Origin of the sequence: Methanolacinia petrolearia DSM 11571, from assembly GCF_000147875.1 — an archaeon.
Taxonomy (GTDB): domain Archaea; phylum Halobacteriota; class Methanomicrobia; order Methanomicrobiales; family Methanomicrobiaceae; genus Methanolacinia; species Methanolacinia petrolearia.
Genome location: NC_014507.1, coordinates 705,672 through 725,800, shown reverse-complemented (window position 1 = coordinate 725,800; position 20,129 = coordinate 705,672). Strand labels below are relative to the sequence as shown.

Below are 20,129 nucleotides of genomic sequence, written 5' to 3'. Positions count from 1 at the left end.
TAACTTCTTTGGAGAAACAATATCACCGTTTTTCCCTAAACAAGGGGTTAGGGGGTTTTAAAATATGAACGTTAAAGAAAATCTGCCTCTGTTCGCAATGTTTGTCATGATGATAGCAGTACAGCTGGGTGCACTGCTCATCACACCGACAATAAACGAAGCGGGATATGCTGCCTTTGAGGACCCGGGGGCTGTCGAGAATATACTATACTTTATAATAATACTTCTCGTCTTCACTGCGATTATGCTCCTGCTGATCAGGCACGGATTTAAACGCATTCTCGGGTATATCATCGGAATATCCATATTCCTCGTATTTTTGTATATCTACAGTGCAATTGCCCTGTTGTTCACCGAATCTGAGCTCCTGGCTGCGGTTTTTGTACTGCTTCTCTCTGTAGGATCGATGGCACTTCTCTACAAATACCCGGAGTGGTATGTCATCGATATTCTCGGAATCCTGATCTGTGCAGGTACGGCATCCATCTTCGGCATCTCGCTCGAGGTATTCCCTGCAATCGTGCTGCTTGTAATCCTTGCCGCTTACGATGCGATATCGGTGTACAAGACGAAACATATGATCTCGCTCGCGGAAGGGGTGATAAATACAAAATCACCCATACTCGTAGTAATTCCCAAATCACGAAATTATTCCTACATTAAGGACGAGCTGAATATCGGCGAGGGAAAAGAAGAGAGAGGGGCCTTTATCATGGGCATGGGAGATCTCATCATGCCAACGATAATTGTTGTATCGTCCTACGTGTTCATCAGCACACCCGACAATCCTCTGTCGGTCATTCCGACGATCGCTGCAATGATAGGATCTCTTGCCGGTCTCTGTGTTCTGTTATGGTATGTAGTCAAGGGAAGACCGCAGGCGGGACTTCCGACACTCAACGGCGGTGCGATCATCGGATTCCTTATAGGGTGCACTCTCGCCGGGACTTGGGGCTGGATTCCCTTTCTTTAAGAATTATCTTCATAATATCCGATACCCCTTCTCTTGTATTTGTCGACATATTCGGATACCCGTCCATCCTCCGGACATCGCATTTGTTTATGACGACTACTACGGGAGTCTCTCCCACAATTTTTTTGACATTTTCAAGAAGACCTAACTGATCCCCGACAGAATACCCGCATGTCTCGCTCGCGTCGACAATGAAGAGGATCAGGTCCGAGACATTTTTAATAGCTGTCATCGCCTGGTTCTCGACATCGTTTCTCTTTTCATGGGGCCTGTCCAGGAGGCCGGGAGTATCGACGATCTGTATTCTCTCCCTTCCTACAGGGTGGTGACCTACCATGATGCTCTTCGTCGTAAAGGCATATCCGGCGATCTGCGGTTTTGCCGATGACACAAGGGCAATAAACGAGGACTTGCCTACGTTGGGGTAACCGGCGACCACCACCGTGAACTCTTCCTCGCGAATATCGGGAAGTTTCCTGAGAATGTTTCGTGTTTCGTTCAGGTACTTCAGATCGCTGTCCACCTGGTAAAGAACGGACGCAATTCTTGCCGTAGCCTTCTTCCTGAGTTCGACAGGATTCTCCGCATTGCGCATCTCCCGTGCATACATCCTCCCTATTTCGCGGGACTGGGATGCGGCCCACTGTATTGCCCCCAGGGACTTTTTGATATTGTCTACACTGAGCAGGATATTTATGATATCCATATAAAACGGGGATATCTGGTCGAAACTTGGAAATTTTGAAACTGTATCGGTAAGTTTGTCATAGACCGAACTGTATACCGAACGTATGAACTCCTCGTTCGCGCGGTCTTTATTCCTTTTTTCCTTTTTTACGGCTGAAGCCCGCCCCAGCGACCTGTCAAGTATCTCCTCGGCCGTGGGGATTGTTGGTATCTTTTCGAATTCCACTGATAATAACCCGAATCTATTTATGTAAACCTATATGATTAATTTATTATGGAGTTGTCCCTTATCCAGAAGGATATCCTTATTACTTTAATCACGCTTTACCACAGGAAGTCTGTGGCAATAAAAGGTGAAGAGATCGCCGAACTATTAAAAAGGAACCCGGGAACAGTACGAAACCAGATGCAGGCACTGAAGGCGCTGGGCCTTGTTGAGGGTGTTCCGGGACCGAAAGGGGGCTACACCCCGTCTTCGTCGGCTTATAACGAACTAAACCTTCTGGATTACGAAAAGGGAAGCGATGTGCCCCTGCAGGTCAACGGGGAATATCTCAAAAGTGTAAATGTCGCGGAACTTGACTTCACGACATTGTGCCACCCGGACCTATGCCACGCCGTTGTGAGAATCATAGGCAGTGTCAAGGGCTTCAATATCGGCGACGAGATCACCCTGGGGCCTACACCTGTAAACAAGCTCCTCGTAAAGGGAGAGGTCTATGGCAAAGATGAGGTTAACAGGTCGCTCCTGATATCCATATCGGAGATGATCTCACTCCCAAAGAAGCAGATCAGCCACTATATGAGCAGCCCTGTCCAGAAACTGGACATCAACGACACTATAAAAGATGCAATATCGCTTTTCAGCAGGCACCACATACACGGAGCGCCTATAATGGACAAGGATATGCTTGTAGGGATAGTGACACTTTCGGATATTGCGCATAAACTCGATAAGGGGAAAGGCATGGACACGACGATGGACAAAATCATGACGGAAGATGTTGTGATCGCTCCCCCGAATATCAACCTTTTCGAGGTCATAGGAAGATTCAAAGAGCAGGAAATCGGAAGGATAGTAATCGTAGACGGAAAAAAGCCGATCGGAATACTTACGCAATCAGACATCCTTAAAGTTTTCCCGTCCCCATAGATAGGATGGAAATCTTTAAACCGGTAAAAGTGCTGAAACGGCTGAAAAATAATTCATACTGAATTTCTTTAAGATAATTTAAATAGTATTATTGCACTATTTTTTTTAACATGAAGAATGTATTTTCCCGAAATCTTTCAAAAAAGCAGGTTATGAGTACAGACGGGATGGTTATTGGGACAATCAGGAACATTATGATCGATCTTGACACAGGAAATGTCGACAGCCTTGTAGTCAGGCCCGAGCAGGGTTTCGACACGGGCGGTTACAAAGTTGACGGAGAGCGTCTTTTTATTCCTTTCGAAGCTGTAAGGGATATAAAAGACTACATAGTCGTTGACAGGTACCTGTCAAAAGAATGAACTGAAGATTTCCCTGATTTTTTCCGAAAACCCGTCCCCATATTTTTTCATGCTGACAGAGTCTGCTGCCTCGACTGCGCCGCTCTGGCCGCCTGCAACCGCAATACCAAGCCCTGCGGCCTGAATCATCTCCCTGTCATTATCCGAATCTCCTACTGCGACAAAATCCGATAATGGTATGCCCATCTCTTCCGCCACAAGTGCCAGCGTAGTTCCTTTGTTGATATCCCCGGACTGGATGTGTATTGCAAAACCGGAGTCGAGAATCTTTACAGGCATTCCGGATACAATCTCGCGAACCTCGGCGGGGTCTACTGTTCTCGCAAATGCAACGTCTGCAAAACGATATTCAGGGCTGTAGAGCTGAAGGTCTATTCCTCTTTTATCATAGTATTCGCGGATCTTCTCGTAAGCCTCAAGACATGCCGCCCTGTCCGAACAGATCTTTCTCTCCCCTGCATAAGTGATCTTGTAAAGACCGCCGTTCTCGGCGATAATCGTGCCGTCCGTTCCGATCATCTTACAGAGAAATGTGAGCGAACATTCGGTATTCCCGCTTGCAAGAACGACGGGTATTCCGTTATCCACAAGGGTCCTGATTACTGAAACGGAATCCAGGTTCAGGCGGCGCTCTTTATTTGTTATTGTCCCGTCGATATCCGTTATAACTGCACGGGGATGAAAAGAGGATTTATTGTTCATCTATATGATATTATCAATCATACAGGTTTAAGACCTGCCATCTCGACCGAGAAAGCGGCCTCGCCTTCAGGCTGGTCGGGACTGTCGACAAGTTTTGCAACGCGTTTCCCGCCTTTGCTCTTGCGAAGGTAAACCCTGAACTTTGAGGCGTGACCGACGATGTTTCCCCCGGTCGGTTTTGTCGGGTCTCCGAAGAATACGGCAGGGTTTGACTGGACCTGATTTGTGACAATTACGACTGCATTGAACTCTTTCGCAAGCTTTGCGAGATCATACATGTGCTTGTTGAGCTTCTGCTGCCTTAGGGACAGGGTTCCGCGTCCGGCATACTCTGCACGGAAATGGGCCATGAGAGAGTCGACCACAATGAGTTTTAAGGGTTTATCGGTCTCTTTTAATTCTGCGGCAAGTTCACGGACATTATCCAGGAGGAGCATCTGGTGATCCGATGTGAATGCCTCGGCTACATGGATATGCTCGAGGAACTCCTCGGGCGAGGGAACATCTTCGAGATCAAGCCCTTCGACCATCTGGCGGATCCTCTCGGGGCGGAATGTATTCTCCGTATCTATGTATATGACCGATCCGTTGAGCCCGCCGACATCCTCGGGGAGCTGGGCGTTTACAGCCATCTGGTGCGCGATCTGGCTTTTACCCGAACCAAACTCACCGTAGAATTCAATAATCGACATGGTCTCAAGCCCTCCGCCCATGAGTGCGTCAAATTCGGGAACGAAAGTAGTCAGCTTACGGACCTTCTTTCTCTCTTCAAGGACATCGGTACCCTTCCGGAACCCTCCGATATCGGCCATCTTCCTGGCCTCGCGGATCATCTTCTTTGCCGTCGATTCACCGATCTCGGCAGCCTCGGCAAGGTCGGCATATGAGGCGGTCGCTATACCCTCTATGGTGCTGTAACCAGCCTCACGGAGTTTGTCTGCAGTTGTAGGCCCGACACCGGGCAGATCTTCAATCTCAAGTTCTGTCATTTTTTATACCTCTCGAACTTTCTTAAAATGCGCCTGTAGAAGAAGCTCCAGGCAACTTTTCATACTAATCAATAGCCAGATTGATAATAAAGATAGCACGCCATGCGGTGCGAAAGTAATCGCAGGCTCAGCACCCGCATCGCTTTTTCACTTCATCAAGCCCTGACTTCATCAGATCGATATCTTTTCCGCAGATCTCAAACCAGCTCACCTCAATTCTTCCTGAATCATATAAGATGCCCCATACCAGAACTTCGGAGCAGGGAAGCATCCCGTCTTTCAGTTCTTTTAACAGGTAACAGCAGTCCCTGCCGTCAACGCTGTAGCAGCCACCGCTTCGCGGAGTAATGATTCCCTTTATACGGACCGGCTCCCCGCCGTTCTCATTAAGAGATACAAAAGAGCCGTAACCGGCATGGATCTCCGGCGATGACGGTATTTCATTGAACCCGGGTCTTCTCGATCCCTCCCTTGCCTCCGCGAAGAAGATCTCGATTTTGTCGCCTTTCACAAAAGGCAGACACGCCTGTTCTCCCCAGATGACAAGAACAGCGGTCCCTGTATCATCAGATACATGCAGGTTCCTGACATGAGATGCAGCTCCCTTCCTGGTAACGAAATCACGCACCCTACCCGGATCATCGATACTGACCTGGATCGATCCCCACCAGTCTTCACGGATCCCGGAAATCCGGGATGAGAACTCATGAATGATTTTCTCTTCTTCAACAGGAACAGATGTTATCTGGCATTTTTCATCGGCAGTATAGCTCCTCTTCGGGCCTGAAGAGGGCCTCTCGTATATGCCTGATATCCGGACAAAATCGCCGCCCATAAACGCTTTTGCCGATTCGTTATTCCAGAACATAATCTCAGCCTCCCCAGATAGATCGCCGGTTATGAGGCGTATATAACGCGACTCCTTCCCGCCCGGAGCCTGAAAAAATCCCTCTCCGGCAAAGGCGAGAATAACACAATCGAGAGATACAGGACTGAAGGTCTTCATACCGTTCTTTCGAAGCGTAATCCCAGGAGGTTTTTCAGGTTTTCTGAGATCGGCGACATCGACGGCACCTTTCCTCCTGAACCTGCCCACCACCTCAAGGATCTCACCTTCGGAGATCTCACCCGCCGCAAAGGCCTTTTCATCCCAGAGAGTAAGCACGACTTCACCGGTCTCGTCACCGCACAATACACGGGATACGAAGCCGTAACCGCCTTCCTGACGTTCGAACCTTTCAGCTTTCTTAACTTCAATTACGCGACAAAAAAAAGAGACCAGGGACGGGCCTGCCTTTAGTGCCGACAGGTGCGTATGGAGCCTCCCGGCGTCCGAGACCACATCTCTTGCGGCAGACCTCTCCTCCTGTTCATCAGCGGAGACCCCAACCCTGTCTTCGACAAGCCTTTCGAACTCTTCCCACGAGCAGAGGTCATCCATCAGGGCGTAATGGATTCTCACCTGACTTTAACCCCTGTAACCCCTACTCTTCGTGCCAGGGGAGCTTCTGCATCGTATTGATGATATCGATTATGCTCTCTCTCCTGCGCATAGGTGCCGACTTTTCGCCCTTCACCATGACCTCCATGCACCTGGGACGGCTGTTATACTGCGAAGCCATCGAATAGCCATAAGCACCGGCATCAAGGACTGCCATGATATCACTGTCAGCTACCACGGGAAGCTTCCTGTCCGCTGCAAGAATGTCTCCGGTCTCGCATATCGGACCTGTAACCGTATAGGTCTCGACAGGAGCCTCATCTGCCCTGTTTGCAACAACGACTTCATGATATGCATCGTACATTGCAGGCCTGATTAGGAGATTGAATCCGGCATCGACATTGACAAAGTTCTTGTGCGCCTTTTTGACCGAGTTGACCTTCGTAAGAAGTATTGTGGAATCACCGACAAGGTACCTGCCCGGCTCAACCCATAGCTGCGCCTTAATCCCTAGCTTTTCAATTCCTTTGAGGAATACAGGCATCACTGCCTTTGCATATTCTTCAGGTGTGGGCATCTTGTCGGTCTCCCGGTTATAGGGAATACCGAGCCCGCCGCCTATGTCTATGAATGCAAGACGAACACCGAGATCGGTTATCTTTCCCGCAAGATCGACCATAACCTCGGCGGCCTTTCCGAACGGAGCCACATCAAGGATCTGAGAACCGATATGGCAGTGCATTCCGACAGGCGTCACGTTATCGGCTTCCATGGCCGCCTTGTATGCGTCAAGAATCTGGCCCGCAGGAATCCCGAATTTGCTCGTCGCAAGGCCGGTGGCAATCTTGGGGTGAGTCGGAACCTCAAGTGCGGGATTGATCCTGAACGAAACCTCGACCTCCTTTCCTTTTCTCTTTGCAACCTCTGAGAGCTGTCTCAGTTCATCGAAAGAGTCGAGCGATACCCGGACGCCTTTGTCCACGGCAAGTTCAAGATCCTCTGTTGTCTTCGAACTCCCGTTGAAGAGGAGTTTCTCCGGGGGCATCCCTGCAAGAAGTGCAAGATGGAGTTCTCCGGATGAAAATACATCCGCACCGGCACCCATCTTCGCAAGAACCCTCATGACGGAGAGATTTCCGTTCGCCTTTGCTGCATAGAGGAGCTGGACATCGTTGTAATACTCTCTCAATGCACTGTTGTAGCGGAGAAAATTCTGTCTAATACGCTCTTCATCCGATACATAACAGGGAGTGCCGTACTGTTCGGCAAGATCCACAGTATCGTGTTGTCCAATATACAGGTGTCCGTTTCTTATGCTTAGGTGATCAGGCAGCTTCAAAAGTCAATCCTCCTCATTCTTTCCAGGGCCTCGCTTATTCTGTTTGTGTCACGGGTTATGGCGAATCTCACGTAACCCTCGCCGTTCCTTCCGAATCCTGTGCCCGGAGTAACTACAATTCCCGCCTCATCGAGCATCTTACGGGCGAAGCTCATGGAGTCGGGAACTTTCATCCAGACATAAAAGGTAGCTTTGGGCGCAGCGACATCAAACCCGAGACCCTTTAGTCCTGATATTAAAATATCGCGTCTTTCCTGATATACCTTACAGGCATCGGCCACGCTCTGCTGCGAAGAAGTAAGTGCAGTGATTCCCGCCCTCTGGATTGCATCGAAGGCACCCGAATCGATATTCGTCTTTACTCTTCCGAGGCCGGAGATGAATTCTTCACCGCCTGCAGCCATACCGAGCCTCCAGCCGGTCATATTGTAGGTCTTGGAGAGCGAATGCATCTCCATTCCGACCTCTTTTGCACCGTCGGCCTGGAGGAAGGAAGGGGCCTTATAACCGTCGAATGTTATCTCCGAGTAGGCGTTGTCATGGACTACTACGATACCATTTTCCCTGGCGAACTCGACAACCTCGTTGAAGAACGACAGCGGTGCGATTGCAGCCGTCGGGTTGTTGGGGTAGCCGATAAACATCAAAGACGCGTTCTTCAGGACATCCGCAGGTATTGCATCGAGATCGGGGAGAAACTTGTTCTCCTCGGAAAGCGGCATCTCCCAGACCTTACCCTCTGCAAAGAGGGTGGATGTTTTGTATACCGGATATCCCGGGTCCGGGACAAGAACGTATTCGCCGGGATTGACGAATGCCTCGGGCACATGGGCGATGCCCTCCTTCGATCCTATAAGTGCAAGCACTTCGGTTTTGGGGTCGAGATCGACATCAAAACGGGACTTATACCATGATGCGACTGCCTCGCGGTACTGGATCATCCCGGTATAATCCGGGTAGTGGTGAGTGGACGGGTCCCTTACCGCTTCGCAGAGAGCCTCAACAATATGAGGCGGTGTAGGGAGGTCCGGGTCACCGACACCAAGATCTATGATATCTACGCCTTCTGCTCTCTTTTCAGTCTTCAGCTTATCTATTTGTGCAAACAGATACGGGGGGAGATTATCAAGACGTTTTGCGTACATTGCGAGAAAAGTTGGCTTTTATATCTATTAATATCACTGGCGGTTTTGTTCAATCCAAAAAGCATTTTATTTCTCCGATCGCATGATTTGGTTATCAAATGAACCGATGCGTCAATAAACTCTGTCCGGATATCATCGACCCCGAGATAAAAGCCGAAGATGCCGTAGAATATATTTTCAAAAAATCATCTGAGGTTTACGAAATGCCCGAGCATTACACCATCAAAGGAGTTAATATCCTTGGCGAAGCCCCGCTGTATGTAGGACTCCTGAAAAAGAAGAAGGAAATTCTCTTTTATTTCAAAAAACCCTGCTTCGGAACGATGCTGCTTAAGACAAAAGGATCCGATGAGGAGTTTGAAAAGATCCGGGAGCAGGGGAAGCTTGTACCGGAGGCAGGGAAAAAATGATGAAACTCGGCACAATAGATGCCCTGAAGGTTACAGGAAAGAATATTTCAAAAATATCCGACTGCATCGCTCCTGAAGAAAGAGTGGAGATATTTCTTAACGACTCATACATCACCACTCAGGTTGCAAATACCGACAATATTGCAGAACTTGGAGCGGGATACGTGATATCAGAGAGTCTCTCCGGTTATGTGGATAAGGTAGAGGTCCGGGAGAACAAGGTCTATGTCTATGGCGCAGACCCAGGCAAGATCACGATCGAGTGCTCCACCTCGGGAAGCGCCGATGTTGTAAAGGCCCCGAAGAAAGTCGAATCAAAAACCAGTATCTCCGGGGAGATGATATTCAGGATCAGCCACATGATCGTTTCCGAGGAATGGAGGCAGACTGGCGGCATGCACTGCTCAGTCCTTTTCAAAGACGGCAACGTTCTTGCGAAGATGTCGGATATCGGGCGGCACAATACCATCGACAAGATCATCGGTTTTGCAGTGCTCAATGGGATAGACCTCTCCGAATGCTACGTGGGATGCACCGGTAGACAGCCGTCGGGCATGGTTTCAAAATGTGCGAATGCAGGGATTCCTATAATTATTTCAAAGGCGGCATCGACCACAGGAGGAATCCAAACCGCGAGAAAGACCGGCATAACTCTCATATGCTTCGCAAGGGACGAGAGGTTCACGGTATACTCGAACGAATGGAGAATCTCCGATCTGAAAAAGATCTGATCAGACTCCCCTGTTGAAATGTCCGGCGGTGATCTCCCCGCGATACAAAGATGTGATCTCTTTTTTCAGCAGATTCAAAGACCCTGATAATTTCTTTCCGGCATCATACGACCGAGCGGGAGCCTTCACATATAGTTCCGTGATCTTCCCGGCGAACTCAGGTGAATAAAGCCTCAAATCCAGTGAAATACCGTCAACGCCTGCGGCAAAGATCTCCGGCAGACTGTCGATCAGGCAGGTCACCGCAGAATTGTATACATGTGTCCGACCATAGGCATCAACCTGTAAGGGAAAGATTCGTCCCGTAGTGTCTGCGATCCCGTATTCTTCCGACGGCGAATAATTATCCCCCAATGACACGGCAGGCAGGTTGTTCTCCGATATCAGGATCTCGGACGGACCGAAGACGACATATTCAAGCGAAGGTCGGGAGGGAAGTCTCCCGGCTGCAAGCCCGCATAGCTTCTTCAGCTGGGACCTGTTGAGTTCGCACGAAAGCGTAAGGAGGCGGTAATCCCCGGAGAACATTTCGACTGCAAGATAATTGAATATGTTAAGCCCCTGGCCGCCGTAGAGCGGGATATCTTTCGCAATCCGTTTTGCTGCAATACCGTCGCCGACATTTTCGACCATTATGCCGTCCGGCTTTGAATTTCCCAACAACTCAAGGATCTCTTCGGCAGTCATGAAAAATGACCTGTCGGTTATACGCGGCCATTTCCACACGAACTCCGCTCCGTATTCTGATGCAGCAGAGATGCCTTCCTCTAGTTCGCGGGCATAGACACTGCTGTCGATCCCGGGAGCAGTCTTCATCTCATAATAAATCCTGGTACATCCTGCATCAAGCGCCGCCTTCGCACCGGCAGAGGAGGAGACATAAACGGAGATCGTCCGACCGGCCTGCCGGGGAGGCATGACAGCTTTCTTGTTCGTCAGGGTTGATAAGAAAAGATCTTTTCTTTCTGCCGACCCGGCAATTATGTCATCCGATGGCAGGCAGACATCGATCAAACATTTTTCAATACCTGCAAAAAGATCCCGCCTGAATTCGTTCAGCAGGGAGACCGGAGCAAACAGCCCGCCGGGGTAATCCGATTCATAATCAGCCACTTCAAACTGCAGGTTTCCCGTTTTACAAAATATATTCCTCAGGTCATCAGGGTCAACCGGCCTGCTCTTCGCCTCCTGCATCTCAAATCCAGCCCTTATCTCGTATGAAAGTTCTCCGTGAAGTGACGGGAATACTGCCGATACGACCGGGACTCTTCCGTCAAAACCGATTCTTAAACGAACCTGGATCTTTTTAGCAACACCGGCGGGAGAGGATGATACCTCCTTTGCCATCTTCGAAAGCAGAACACTTTTGGTTATATATACACTGCTGCCGGGAAATGCCGGATTCTTAACATGAAAAGATATCTCGTGGCCTTTTTTTTCTGCATTGCCGGGTATTGTAAGGCCGAAATCATCCTGTGCTCCGTTCTGACGAATTAAAATCCCGTCCCCCGCCTCCGGAATTATTCGCCCATCCCCCCTGACGGTGACTTTCTTTTTCTCACGATCATAACCGACAACCCTGCCGGCGTATACCCCCCTGTTCCCTGGATGGTCGACAGACATTATCGACACCCCCGACTCTCCGGATATGTATCCGCCGGTAAAATTTCTGTTGAAAGCAAGGAGGAGCAATGTTTCATCCTCATCGGATGGAGACCAGGTGCCTTCCGCAATCAGATCGAGAGCCCTCCTGTAGACCGAAACTACGATCGCAACATACTCCGGCGATTTCATCCTCCCTTCGATCTTCAGCGAATCCACTCCGGATGCACCGAGCGAATCGAGATTCAGGTATGTGCAGAGATCTGCGGGAGACATCATGTAGCACGATCCCTTTTTCTTCTTTATGGCGGGATTTCCACATTCGTCGTATTTCAGGGACAAGATCCCGTACTCCTTTCTGCATGGCTGGGCGCACAGGCCCCTGTTCCCGCTCCTCCCCCCGATCATAGACGAAAGGAGGCACTGCCCCGAATACGAACAGCAGAGAGCCCCGTGAACGAATACCTCAAGACCGGTCTTTTCCGTTCCCGGAAAGTTCCTGACTGCGGAGATATCTTCCAGGCTCATCTCACGTGAAAGGACAACTCTTGAAACTCCATTCGCTTCAGCCCACAGGACACCTTCAGGGTTGTGGATGGTCATCTGTGTCGAGGCATGCAGTTCGAGATCTGGAAAAAGCTTCGACGCTTCATGCAATATCCCGAAGTCCTGGAGGAGAACCGCATCCACTCCGATACTGAAGAGGAAGTGCAGTTCGTTTATAGAATCGGCGATCTCATCGTCATGGACAAGTATGTTATGCGTAACATATACCCTTACATTCCGGGAGTGACAGTAATCGACAGCAGCCTTCAGCTCCTCACCTGTAAAATTGGAAGCAAGATTTCTTGCCCCGAATTTTCTTCCTCCAAGATATACGGCATCGGCTCCGGCGGAGACCGCTGCCTTCATCGATTCAAAGGACCCTGCAGGGGCTAAAAGTTCGGGTATTTTCTTCTCTCCCATGAACACACCGTCGAATGAAAAAAACTTTCCTGCTTACCCTGTTATACGAAATAAAATATAATACAAACGCAATCGGATCTAAAGACCACTTTAATATCAAAGGAAATTCAGATCATTATGTACAACATTCCTATAACCTGAGCGGAGTTTCAACAATCCTATGGCACTTTTTGATCGTAAGGACAGGGAAGAAGATGAATCTGCAAAGGAAACGGAGATCGAAAGATCTATCCGGGCCCTTGGATCAAAAGACTGGGAAAAAAGACAGGAGGCGGCAATCCGGCTGAGTGGGGCAGGAAAACCCGCCATCGTCCACCTTCTGAAGGCATTAAATGATGACAATGCCCTAATCCGGACCGGTGCAGCCGAGATTCTCGGTACATACGGGGAGCCCGCAATCCCTACCCTCATGAAACTGCTTGTAACAGGCAAGGAAAGAGTCCGCGACGGAGCTGCACGCGCCATAGGGCAAAACGGGGAAAAAGCGATCAACCCGCTCAAAGAAGCTTTAGAGAGTGATAATTACAAATCAAGGCGCGGTGCCGCCCTTGCACTGGGATACCTGGATTACCTTGGCAATGAGATCACACAACTCCTTGTCCAGGCTCTTTTAGACAAGAACCAGGAAGTAAGCAGGCAGGCTGCACTCTCGCTCTCCAATATGAAATGGGTGCCTGCAAACAACAGGCAGGCCGCATTGTTCTTTTATGGCCTTGAGGACTATGAAAAGCTCTCAAAAACCGGAAAAGACGGGGTTATCGTGCTTTCGGCGGACCTGAAGAATCCCGATCCTAAAACCAGGAAGAAAGTCGCCCAGACTCTTAAAAAGATCAACTCCGATGATGCGGCAAAGCCTCTCACGGTTCTTGCAAATGACAGTGATGCAGGAGTCAGGCATGCGGCGATAGAAGCTATAGGAGAGATCAAAGACCCGAGACTTCTGCCATATCTTGTGAAGGCCCTGGATGATGAAGACCCTTCAGTGAGAGTCGAGGCTTCATGGTCCCTTGAAAAGAGCGGGTGGAAGCCGTCCAACAATAATGAAAAAGCCAGGTTCCTGATGGTAAAAGAGAGATGGGCCGATCTTGTCCAGATGCGTGAAAACGCAGTCCCGACCCTGGTAACCGGACTATGCAACCAGAATCCGGCGATCAGGATAAAGTGCACAGAGGTTCTCAGGGCAATGGGGAGCATAGGATATGCTGCAATAAACGATGCGATGAAGAGCAGCGATCCCGTGCTGAAAAAAGCTGCAATTGAAGCTGCCTCAAGGATTAAGGAAAAAGACTCTTTAAGCGCTGAAAAGAAAAAAACTTCGCAGAAAGAAGAAAAAGAAAGCAAAGACGAGTCCCTCGAAGAGCAGCTTAAAAGGCAGAAAGCTTCCATGGCCCCGAAGGATACCAAAACCGAGGAAGGCTGGATGAGGAGACTTCAGGCTTGCGGCATTGAAGGAGAGAGAAAAATCAAACTTGCAAAAGCCCTCTCCGATAAAAACGAAGTCGTCAGGTCGGCAGCGATTGAAAACCTGAAACAGAGCGGTATCATAACAACTGACTGTCTTCTCTATCTTCTGCTCGATAAAAAAGACAATGTCAGGGTCGCTGCCATCGAGTCTCTCGGGGACCTGAAAAGCACCAAAGCCGCCCCCTACATTGCAAAAACCCTCACCGACAAAAACCTCAATGTCCGCATGGCCTCCGCTCATTCACTGGGGCTGATACAGGAGCCCAAATCGATACCATCTCTTATCAGGTGCTTCTCAGATCCCAACAGGGAACTTCGAAAGGAAGCTGCATCGGCAGTATCGAAGATGGGAAACAGCTCCCTGCCCTACATCAAAAAGTCTCTCGAAAGCAGCGATCTGGACGCAAGAATCACCGCACTCGAATCCCTTGGAAAGATTGCCGATCCTCTTGCGATATCACTCGCCGTAAGGATGCTCAACGACAGCGAGTACGATGTCAGGAGCTCTGCCGTTATTACATTACGCAGCATGAGCGATCAGATGTTTAACGCCCTGATGGATGAAGCCCGGCGATTGCGGGTACAGGGAAATGTAATCGAAAAGAACGGAATTATCGTTGTTCTTGCCGGTATAGAGGATCTGAGAGCCAGGGAAGTCCTTGCAGAATTTACGGCAGACAGCAATGAAAAAGTCAGAAACAAGGCACTGGAACTCCTTGGCGGAGAGGCAGTAACTGCTACGGTAAAGACTCCTGCCGGAACTGCACCCGGAAAAGCCGGTGACGATATCGATAAACTCATCAGTGAACTCAAATCAGGCGATGTAATGGTCCAGATGGGAGCAGTCGAAAAGATATCCGTGCTTGGGGATAAAGCGATAAAGCCGCTTATCAATTCGATAGATGATAAAAACCCGGAATTCCAGAATCTTATCGCCGAAATACTGACAGGCATGGGAGATCCTGCGGTAAAAAGCATGATAAGGGAACTGAAAACAGGCAGACCCCCGGTCAAGATCATACTGGCACAAAATCTTGCAAAAATTCCGGAAAAACGGACCATCAAGGCACTTTGCGAGGTATTATACGAGGAGAAAGATCCTATGGTAAGGATGGTGGCAGCAGAATCCCTGGGCTTTATCGGAGATCAGCAGGGACTGGAAGCTCTCATATATACTGTAAATAACGATGAAGACTCAAGGGTTAAAAATGCTGCAATAATTTCACTTGGCTACTTCAAGGATCCAAAAGCTATTAACACCCTGATCACCGTTCTGGATTCAAAGGATCATTTCATGTGCAAAAAAGCGTCGGATTCGCTTAAAAATTCGGGGAACGAAGCAATACCATATCTGCTTGATGCCATGAGTTCCGGAACGCACAACAGGTCGCATATCGCCCATGCTCTTGAAGCACTCTCATGGGTGCCGGAGACCGAGAGGGACATCATCTTTTACCTTGCAGCAAGAGACAACTGGGACGAGATCGAAAGGATCGGCGAACAGGCCATTGAAGTCCTTGCAGAACTACAAAATGACAAAGATCCCGAATTCAGGGCAAGTGCGCTTGAGATGATAGAAAGGATCGGCGGGGATGCATCTGTACAGCCGCTTATTCTTGCCCTTGGAGACAACAGTGCACCAATACGAATAAGAGCCGAAAATGCCCTTCTTGAAAGAGGAAAAACTGTGGTTCCGTACCTGGAACAAGCTGTTGCAGACACGGAAGCCCCAAATATCAGGACATTTGCAATGAAAATCCTGAAAAAATTAGAAAGTTAGAACACTGGAAAGAAGTTATTCCGCTACCAGAACAAACCTGTCATAAATCGGATCGCGTGTATTTTCAAACGATGTAACTGAGGCGTCCTCTTCTTCGAGCCATTTCTCTACCATTTTCGATTCGCGTTCCGTTGCCACGGAGATCAGGGACTTCTTACCTATTGCAAGTATCTCGCCGATCATGCTTTCCCAGATTTCATAATTCATTTTGTTTATATCCCCGAGCATAAGAGCAAGGCATAGATCGGATTCCGGGCAAAAAACGGAGGCCGCTCTCCCGTCGATGCACATTGCCCTTTTTGGATCAAGTCTTTTCTTCTGAACCCCCAGCGAGATAAGGGAGGCATCGAGATCAAAGGAGAGCGTATCCTTACCCATATCATTCAGGACCGATGTGGCGACTCCGGAACCGCAGCAGAAATCTGTGGCGGTCTTCATACCCATGCAGCCGCTTCCGAAGACCTCCTCCAGGAGCTCCCTGACGAGTATATCCCTTCCGGGCCTGTTGTCTTCGAGAACACCGGGGAATTCCTTTACCATCTCATAGCAGTAGTATTCCCTTATTGAATCCGTATAGTCATCCCGGTTCTCCTGGTAGATATCCCCGCCGCACTCTTCGAACTTCTCGATGACACCAAGTTCGGGTTCCCTGAAGATATATGACGATACAAACCAATTCTTCGAATCATGGAGCGCCAGGGCCACGGGATCCTCTTTCTCGTCGATCAGAAGCCTTGCTTCGTCGGCGGCCATCATTACAGCCATATCGGTGTATCTGTCTTCAAGATGATCCATAAGTGTCGGCTCAATACAGCTGCAATCTTCTATTTCAAAAGTCTCAAGAATTTTCATTTTCACCTCTGAATTTTTACACCGCCTGGTGCGACAATCATGCCGTCGATATGCGATCTCTCATCGATAACAAGACTTTTACATTTAACATCGCCGAGGACATGAGAATCATTCATTATCTCCACATTGCCGGATGAAGAATTCACGGCCCCGTGTACGATATTAGACTCCATTATAACGACATCCTGCTCTGCGCTGAGACTGCCGAAGATCGTGCATTTTTCATGAACGGTTATCGATTTAGCCCTGATATTTCCGTGAAGACGGCAGTCCTTTCCAATCGTCATCTTTCCTGGTGACGAAAACCTCTCCATATCAAGAACGGAATTCGGGGAAATTACAAGAGGAACGGATTTTTCATCTTCATCCTCTTCAACAAGGTTTTTGAAAAAATTAGAGATATCCTCCTCTTTTTCAAGACCGAGAAGCGTTATCAGGTAAAGAAGAATATAGGTGATGACAGGCATGGGGTTACGAATCGATATCCATCCGTGTGCTTCAAATCCCTGCGCTATCTGGACATTATCACCGAGATCCAGATCTCCCTCAACAACCAGTTTTCCGCTGACTTTCACTCCTTCGCCAAGAAAGGCATCTCCGTTAACATATATGTCGCCGGTTATTTCAGACCAGTTGTCAAGACGGAAATCGCCATCCGATTTGATATTGCCATTGATTCGACAGAACTCACCGACAAGGATGTCCTCGCCCTTCAGCCCGTAATCTATGGTGCATCGCTCTCCGACTATGATGCAGCGGCTTGTTTTAAGTGTATGCTCCTGGAGTTCCGTATTGTCGGGTATAGTACACTGCCAAAGCCATTCTGCCTTTTGCGTATCCATGCTACCTTATCCTGATGAAAGATTGATTCTGACATATAAAAATATGAATGTAATGTGAAATAAGATTTGACAAGTTAGGATTTCCGGAGGGGGAAGGGAATAACCTTGTAAGACACCAAAAGGGAGGGGGAAGATTCCCCCTCCCTATGACCCTCCCCGGATTGCGATAAGTCGCAAAGGGGATGGGCAAGCATCCCCTTTTCTCCTGTTGTTTCCAATATCACAATACAATTATCAAGGCTATTATTATGATTCACTATAGAGGCTGCCCGCAAGGGCAGCATTATCGCAGGCGCCCCTGGGGTCAGGGCGTGTTCGCTGAGCCTGCGAAGCGAACTTGCGCAAGGGTTGCCTACCGAAGGGGCTTCGCCCCTTTCGAAACCCCTAAACGAACATAAGTCACTGGTACATTAGAGATGAAAATGTGGAAGGCTCAGCCCCTTTCGAAACCCTCAAACGAACTTAATCACTGATACATTAGCTATGCAATATAGGAAGACTTCGCTCCTTTCGAAACCCCCAAACGACCTTAAGTGACCGTTGTATCAGCGACATATTCAGAAAAGGTGCCGCTTCTTTCGGAAAAGAAAAAATAGATTATTATACAGTTTCCCAACTGCTATTCGTCCGGACTAAAACATCGTAATTAAGGCTGCCAACTTTGCCGTCTCTCAGGAAATAATATGGAATGAGTCGATCCTTATTATCATAATATGAGAACCAGTAACTCTTCTTAAGAGTCGTATACTTCTCATAGCCCGGCACTGAGAGATTTTTGTCATCATGGACGATTATCAGATCGAAATCACCGTTTTTGAGATAATCTATATTTTCATTCATATTGGTGACGTAACTGACCTTTTTGCCTTCTTCGCTGTAGTAGTACCATGCGATCGGCCATCTCTCGTCAAAATCGACTGCGACTTTATCCGAGGCGTCGATCATTGTAAAGAGCTCCTTTAGCTCCTCCGAATTCTGAACCTGAACTATAGGTTCGTTGATATCCGCCGGAGTAAAGGCGACATGGAGCATCATCACGATGAGGAATACAGATGCCAACACCGGAACCCAGATCTTCCATCTCTCGATATAGAAGACCGAAACAAAGATCATCGGGACAAGCTGGTGAAGTATCAGCCATGGAACCTTCTCGCCGATATATGCATATGCCGCCATCGATGCAATCATCCAGAATATGCAGAATCTTGCAAATTCTGTCTTTTTATCAACAATCGGAAGAGGGAAGCCAGTCGGCTTTCCAAGTGATTCTTTCACTTCGTCAATGGTAGTCCCTGCTTCGCTATCAACAACAGGAACCGGATTCTCTGCGCAGAGATTCTCATCACTGGTCGTTGTGACCTCTTCAGGAAGTGCCGTTTCTGCATCTCCCTCAAGCAGATCTTCGGGAAACTCCGCTTCTTCTTCGGACAGGGACTGTTTTTTCTTCCTTTTCAGGCTCCTTCCGCCCATAAAGAACCTGTAAACCGAATAAATGGCGAGCAGGAATATCGGCAGTTCATAGAGAATGAAAAGCAGAATATACACATAAGGCGGTCCGCCAAGCCTCTGCTCCTCGTGCACCGCAAGCCAGTGCTCAATGGCAGTCTGCCAGCAGGTCATGAGCATCTCCGGGACTGCCCCGAACGATGAGTAGAATACTGCCATTATTCCGACGGCTATTATAACTGTACATGCAAGATCACGGATCCAGAGGCGCGGGAGTTTCCATTTACCCGAGTATATAAGATAAAGGAGAAATACCGCAAATATCAGGACCACTATCGGCATATTCTCCTTGCATGACATCCCAAATCCGACGCCTGCTCCGGCTATCAGGGCATAACGCAGTTTCCCTTTCTCGATATAATACAATGCGGCAACCAGAATAACGAGAGTGAAAAATACCACAAAAATATCATTCCTGAGGAACCGCGAGAAATATACAAGATCGGGTGATATTGCAAAGAATACGGCTGCAACAGTCGCCTGGATACGATTAAGATAGCCAAGCCTGTATACAGGATACACGAACAGACATAATGTGCTTCCGAGGATTGCGGGAATCAGCCTGGCTGTAAACTCACTGGCACCTAAAAATGAAAAGACACCGGCAGTGACGTAATACAGGAAAGGCCCGTGATAGACAGGATCGTAGCTGTATTCCCCAAGAGTAAGAAGCCTGTATGAAAACCACGAGTGAATGGCCTCATCATGATGGAGGAGCTTCAGATCCAAAAACGCAAGCCTGAAAAGCAGGCTTACTAAAAATATCAGAACAAGAGTCCTCTCAAAAGTAAAAAATCCTTTAAATTGAGAGGTTAATCCTGCGGCTGTCAAATGCCGCCTCCTGTTTAGTTCTCGAGAACTATCTCAATGCCGATGTCCTTGGGGACCTGAATGCGCATCAGCTGCCTGAGTGCACGCTCGTCTGCATCGAGATCAATTAGTCTCTTGTGAACACGCATCTGCCAGCGATCCCATGTAGCCGTTCCCTCACCGTCTGGGCTCTTGCGAATGGGTACAACCAGCTTCTTTGTGGGAAGAGGTACCGGACCTGCTAAGTTTACGCCTGTTCTTTCAGCTATCTCTTTAATACGGTCGCAAACCATTTCGACTTTTTCGAAGTCGGTTCCGGAAAGACGAATTCTTGCTTTTTGCATTTTAGGTCACCAAAAAAAATATTGAGAACCG

General features: G+C 48.5%; 17 protein-coding genes. 6 read left to right on the top strand and 11 right to left on the bottom strand.

Features of this window, described 5'->3' with window-relative positions; translation table 11 throughout:
* Positions 1–64: 64 nt before the first annotated feature.
* The gene (locus MPET_RS03590; protein WP_013328663.1) at positions 65–973 is read left to right on the top strand and encodes a presenilin family intramembrane aspartyl protease PSH; all 909 of its coding nucleotides are present in this window, start codon (positions 65–67) and stop codon (positions 971–973) included.
* Here MPET_RS03590 and MPET_RS03585 read toward each other — a convergent pair.
* On the bottom strand, positions 924–1,886 hold the full coding sequence (locus MPET_RS03585; protein WP_013328662.1) for an NOG1 family protein: 963 nt from the start codon (positions 1,884–1,886) through the stop codon (positions 924–926). The two genes, MPET_RS03590 and MPET_RS03585, sit on opposite strands and share 50 nt — an antisense overlap.
* Positions 1,887–1,934: 48 nt before the next feature.
* Between MPET_RS03585 and MPET_RS03580 the strand changes: the two genes are divergently transcribed.
* A complete protein-coding gene (locus MPET_RS03580) occupies positions 1,935–2,813 on the top strand; it encodes a CBS domain-containing protein (protein ID WP_013328661.1) in 879 nt (292 codons plus the stop codon).
* 110 nt (positions 2,814–2,923) lie between these two features.
* Positions 2,924–3,175, top strand: a complete 252-nt coding sequence (locus MPET_RS03575) for a PRC-barrel domain-containing protein (protein WP_013328660.1) — start codon at positions 2,924–2,926, stop codon at positions 3,173–3,175.
* Here MPET_RS03575 and MPET_RS03570 read toward each other — a convergent pair.
* The 5 genes from MPET_RS03570 to MPET_RS03550 all read right to left on the bottom strand — a co-directional run bounded on the left by MPET_RS03570 (position 3,164) and on the right by MPET_RS03550 (position 8,791).
* Positions 3,164–3,877, bottom strand: coding sequence for a phosphoglycolate phosphatase (locus MPET_RS03570; RefSeq protein ID WP_013328659.1), 714 nt, complete (start codon positions 3,875–3,877; stop codon positions 3,164–3,166). The two genes, MPET_RS03575 and MPET_RS03570, sit on opposite strands and share 12 nt — an antisense overlap.
* A 17-nt stretch (positions 3,878–3,894) precedes the next feature.
* Positions 3,895–4,866: a DNA repair and recombination protein RadA gene (gene radA / locus MPET_RS03565; protein WP_013328658.1), complete on the bottom strand. Its 972-nt coding sequence runs from the start codon at positions 4,864–4,866 to the stop codon at positions 3,895–3,897.
* 127 nt (positions 4,867–4,993) lie between these two features.
* Entirely contained in the window at positions 4,994–6,328 is a 1,335-nt protein-coding gene (locus tag MPET_RS03560) for a hypothetical protein (protein ID WP_148222180.1), read from the bottom strand.
* Between the two features lie 22 nt (positions 6,329–6,350).
* Complete coding sequence (gene lysA, locus MPET_RS03555) at positions 6,351–7,646, bottom strand: diaminopimelate decarboxylase (protein WP_013328656.1); 1,296 nt, start codon at positions 7,644–7,646, stop codon at positions 6,351–6,353.
* The gene (locus MPET_RS03550) at positions 7,643–8,791 is read right to left on the bottom strand and encodes an LL-diaminopimelate aminotransferase (RefSeq protein WP_013328655.1); all 1,149 of its coding nucleotides are present in this window, start codon (positions 8,789–8,791) and stop codon (positions 7,643–7,645) included. Before MPET_RS03550 ends, lysA begins: the two co-directional genes overlap by 4 nt.
* A 98-nt stretch (positions 8,792–8,889) precedes the next feature.
* On the opposite strand from MPET_RS03550, the gene MPET_RS03545 reads away from it, so the two are divergent.
* Positions 8,890–9,201 (top strand): DUF1894 domain-containing protein, encoded by a 312-nt coding sequence (locus MPET_RS03545; protein ID WP_013328654.1) that lies wholly within the window; start codon positions 8,890–8,892, stop codon positions 9,199–9,201.
* On the top strand, positions 9,198–9,932 hold the full coding sequence (fdhD, locus tag MPET_RS03540; protein WP_013328653.1) for a formate dehydrogenase accessory sulfurtransferase FdhD: 735 nt from the start codon (positions 9,198–9,200) through the stop codon (positions 9,930–9,932). Before MPET_RS03545 ends, fdhD begins: the two co-directional genes overlap by 4 nt.
* On the opposite strand, the gene MPET_RS03535 is transcribed toward fdhD, so the two are convergent.
* On the bottom strand, positions 9,933–12,500 hold the full coding sequence (locus tag MPET_RS03535) for a DUF3656 domain-containing U32 family peptidase (RefSeq protein WP_013328652.1): 2,568 nt from the start codon (positions 12,498–12,500) through the stop codon (positions 9,933–9,935).
* 160 nt (positions 12,501–12,660) lie between these two features.
* On the opposite strand from MPET_RS03535, the gene MPET_RS03530 reads away from it, so the two are divergent.
* Positions 12,661–15,744 carry a HEAT repeat domain-containing protein gene (locus MPET_RS03530; protein ID WP_013328651.1) on the top strand — a complete coding sequence of 1,028 codons (3,084 nt, stop codon included), beginning with the start codon at positions 12,661–12,663 and terminating at the stop codon, positions 15,742–15,744.
* Between the two features lie 15 nt (positions 15,745–15,759).
* Here the strand turns inward: MPET_RS03530 and MPET_RS03525 are convergent, their stop codons facing one another.
* From MPET_RS03525 to rpsJ, 4 genes are all read right to left on the bottom strand, one after another.
* Complete coding sequence (locus tag MPET_RS03525; RefSeq protein WP_013328650.1) at positions 15,760–16,596, bottom strand: hypothetical protein; 837 nt, start codon at positions 16,594–16,596, stop codon at positions 15,760–15,762.
* A 2-nt stretch (positions 16,597–16,598) separates the two neighbouring features.
* Positions 16,599–17,438 carry a polymer-forming cytoskeletal protein gene (locus tag MPET_RS03520; protein WP_013328649.1) on the bottom strand — a complete coding sequence of 280 codons (840 nt, stop codon included), beginning with the start codon at positions 17,436–17,438 and terminating at the stop codon, positions 16,599–16,601.
* A gap of 600 nt (positions 17,439–18,038) precedes the next feature.
* Positions 18,039–19,775: a flippase activity-associated protein Agl23 gene (locus MPET_RS03515; RefSeq protein WP_013328648.1), complete on the bottom strand. Its 1,737-nt coding sequence runs from the start codon at positions 19,773–19,775 to the stop codon at positions 18,039–18,041.
* Between the two features lie 14 nt (positions 19,776–19,789).
* The gene (rpsJ, locus tag MPET_RS03510; RefSeq protein WP_013328647.1) at positions 19,790–20,098 is read right to left on the bottom strand and encodes a 30S ribosomal protein S10; all 309 of its coding nucleotides are present in this window, start codon (positions 20,096–20,098) and stop codon (positions 19,790–19,792) included.
* Positions 20,099–20,129: the final 31 nt, after the last annotated feature.

Bases quoted from the DNA above. Each gene is read 5' to 3' on its own strand.
- MPET_RS03580 (WP_013328661.1), top strand. From the start codon at position 1,935: ATGGAGTTGTCCCTTATCCAGAAGGATATCCTTATTACTTTAATCACG.
- MPET_RS03535 (WP_013328652.1), bottom strand. From the start codon at position 12,500: ATGGGAGAGAAGAAAATACCCGAACTTTTAGCCCCTGCAGGGTCCTTT.
- MPET_RS03520 (WP_013328649.1), bottom strand. From the start codon at position 17,438: ATGGATACGCAAAAGGCAGAATGGCTTTGGCAGTGTACTATACCCGAC.
- rpsJ (WP_013328647.1), bottom strand. From the start codon at position 20,098: ATGCAAAAAGCAAGAATTCGTCTTTCCGGAACCGACTTCGAAAAAGTC.
- MPET_RS03525 (WP_013328650.1), bottom strand. From the start codon at position 16,596: ATGAAAATTCTTGAGACTTTTGAAATAGAAGATTGCAGCTGTATTGAG.
- radA (WP_013328658.1), bottom strand. From the start codon at position 4,866: ATGACAGAACTTGAGATTGAAGATCTGCCCGGTGTCGGGCCTACAACT.
- fdhD (WP_013328653.1), top strand. From the start codon at position 9,198: ATGATGAAACTCGGCACAATAGATGCCCTGAAGGTTACAGGAAAGAAT.
- MPET_RS03550 (WP_013328655.1), bottom strand. From the start codon at position 8,791: ATGTACGCAAAACGTCTTGATAATCTCCCCCCGTATCTGTTTGCACAA.
- MPET_RS03590 (WP_013328663.1), top strand. From the start codon at position 65: ATGAACGTTAAAGAAAATCTGCCTCTGTTCGCAATGTTTGTCATGATG.
- MPET_RS03575 (WP_013328660.1), top strand. From the start codon at position 2,924: ATGAAGAATGTATTTTCCCGAAATCTTTCAAAAAAGCAGGTTATGAGT.
- MPET_RS03530 (WP_013328651.1), top strand. From the start codon at position 12,661: ATGGCACTTTTTGATCGTAAGGACAGGGAAGAAGATGAATCTGCAAAG.
- MPET_RS03570 (WP_013328659.1), bottom strand. From the start codon at position 3,877: ATGAACAATAAATCCTCTTTTCATCCCCGTGCAGTTATAACGGATATC.
- MPET_RS03545 (WP_013328654.1), top strand. From the start codon at position 8,890: ATGAACCGATGCGTCAATAAACTCTGTCCGGATATCATCGACCCCGAG.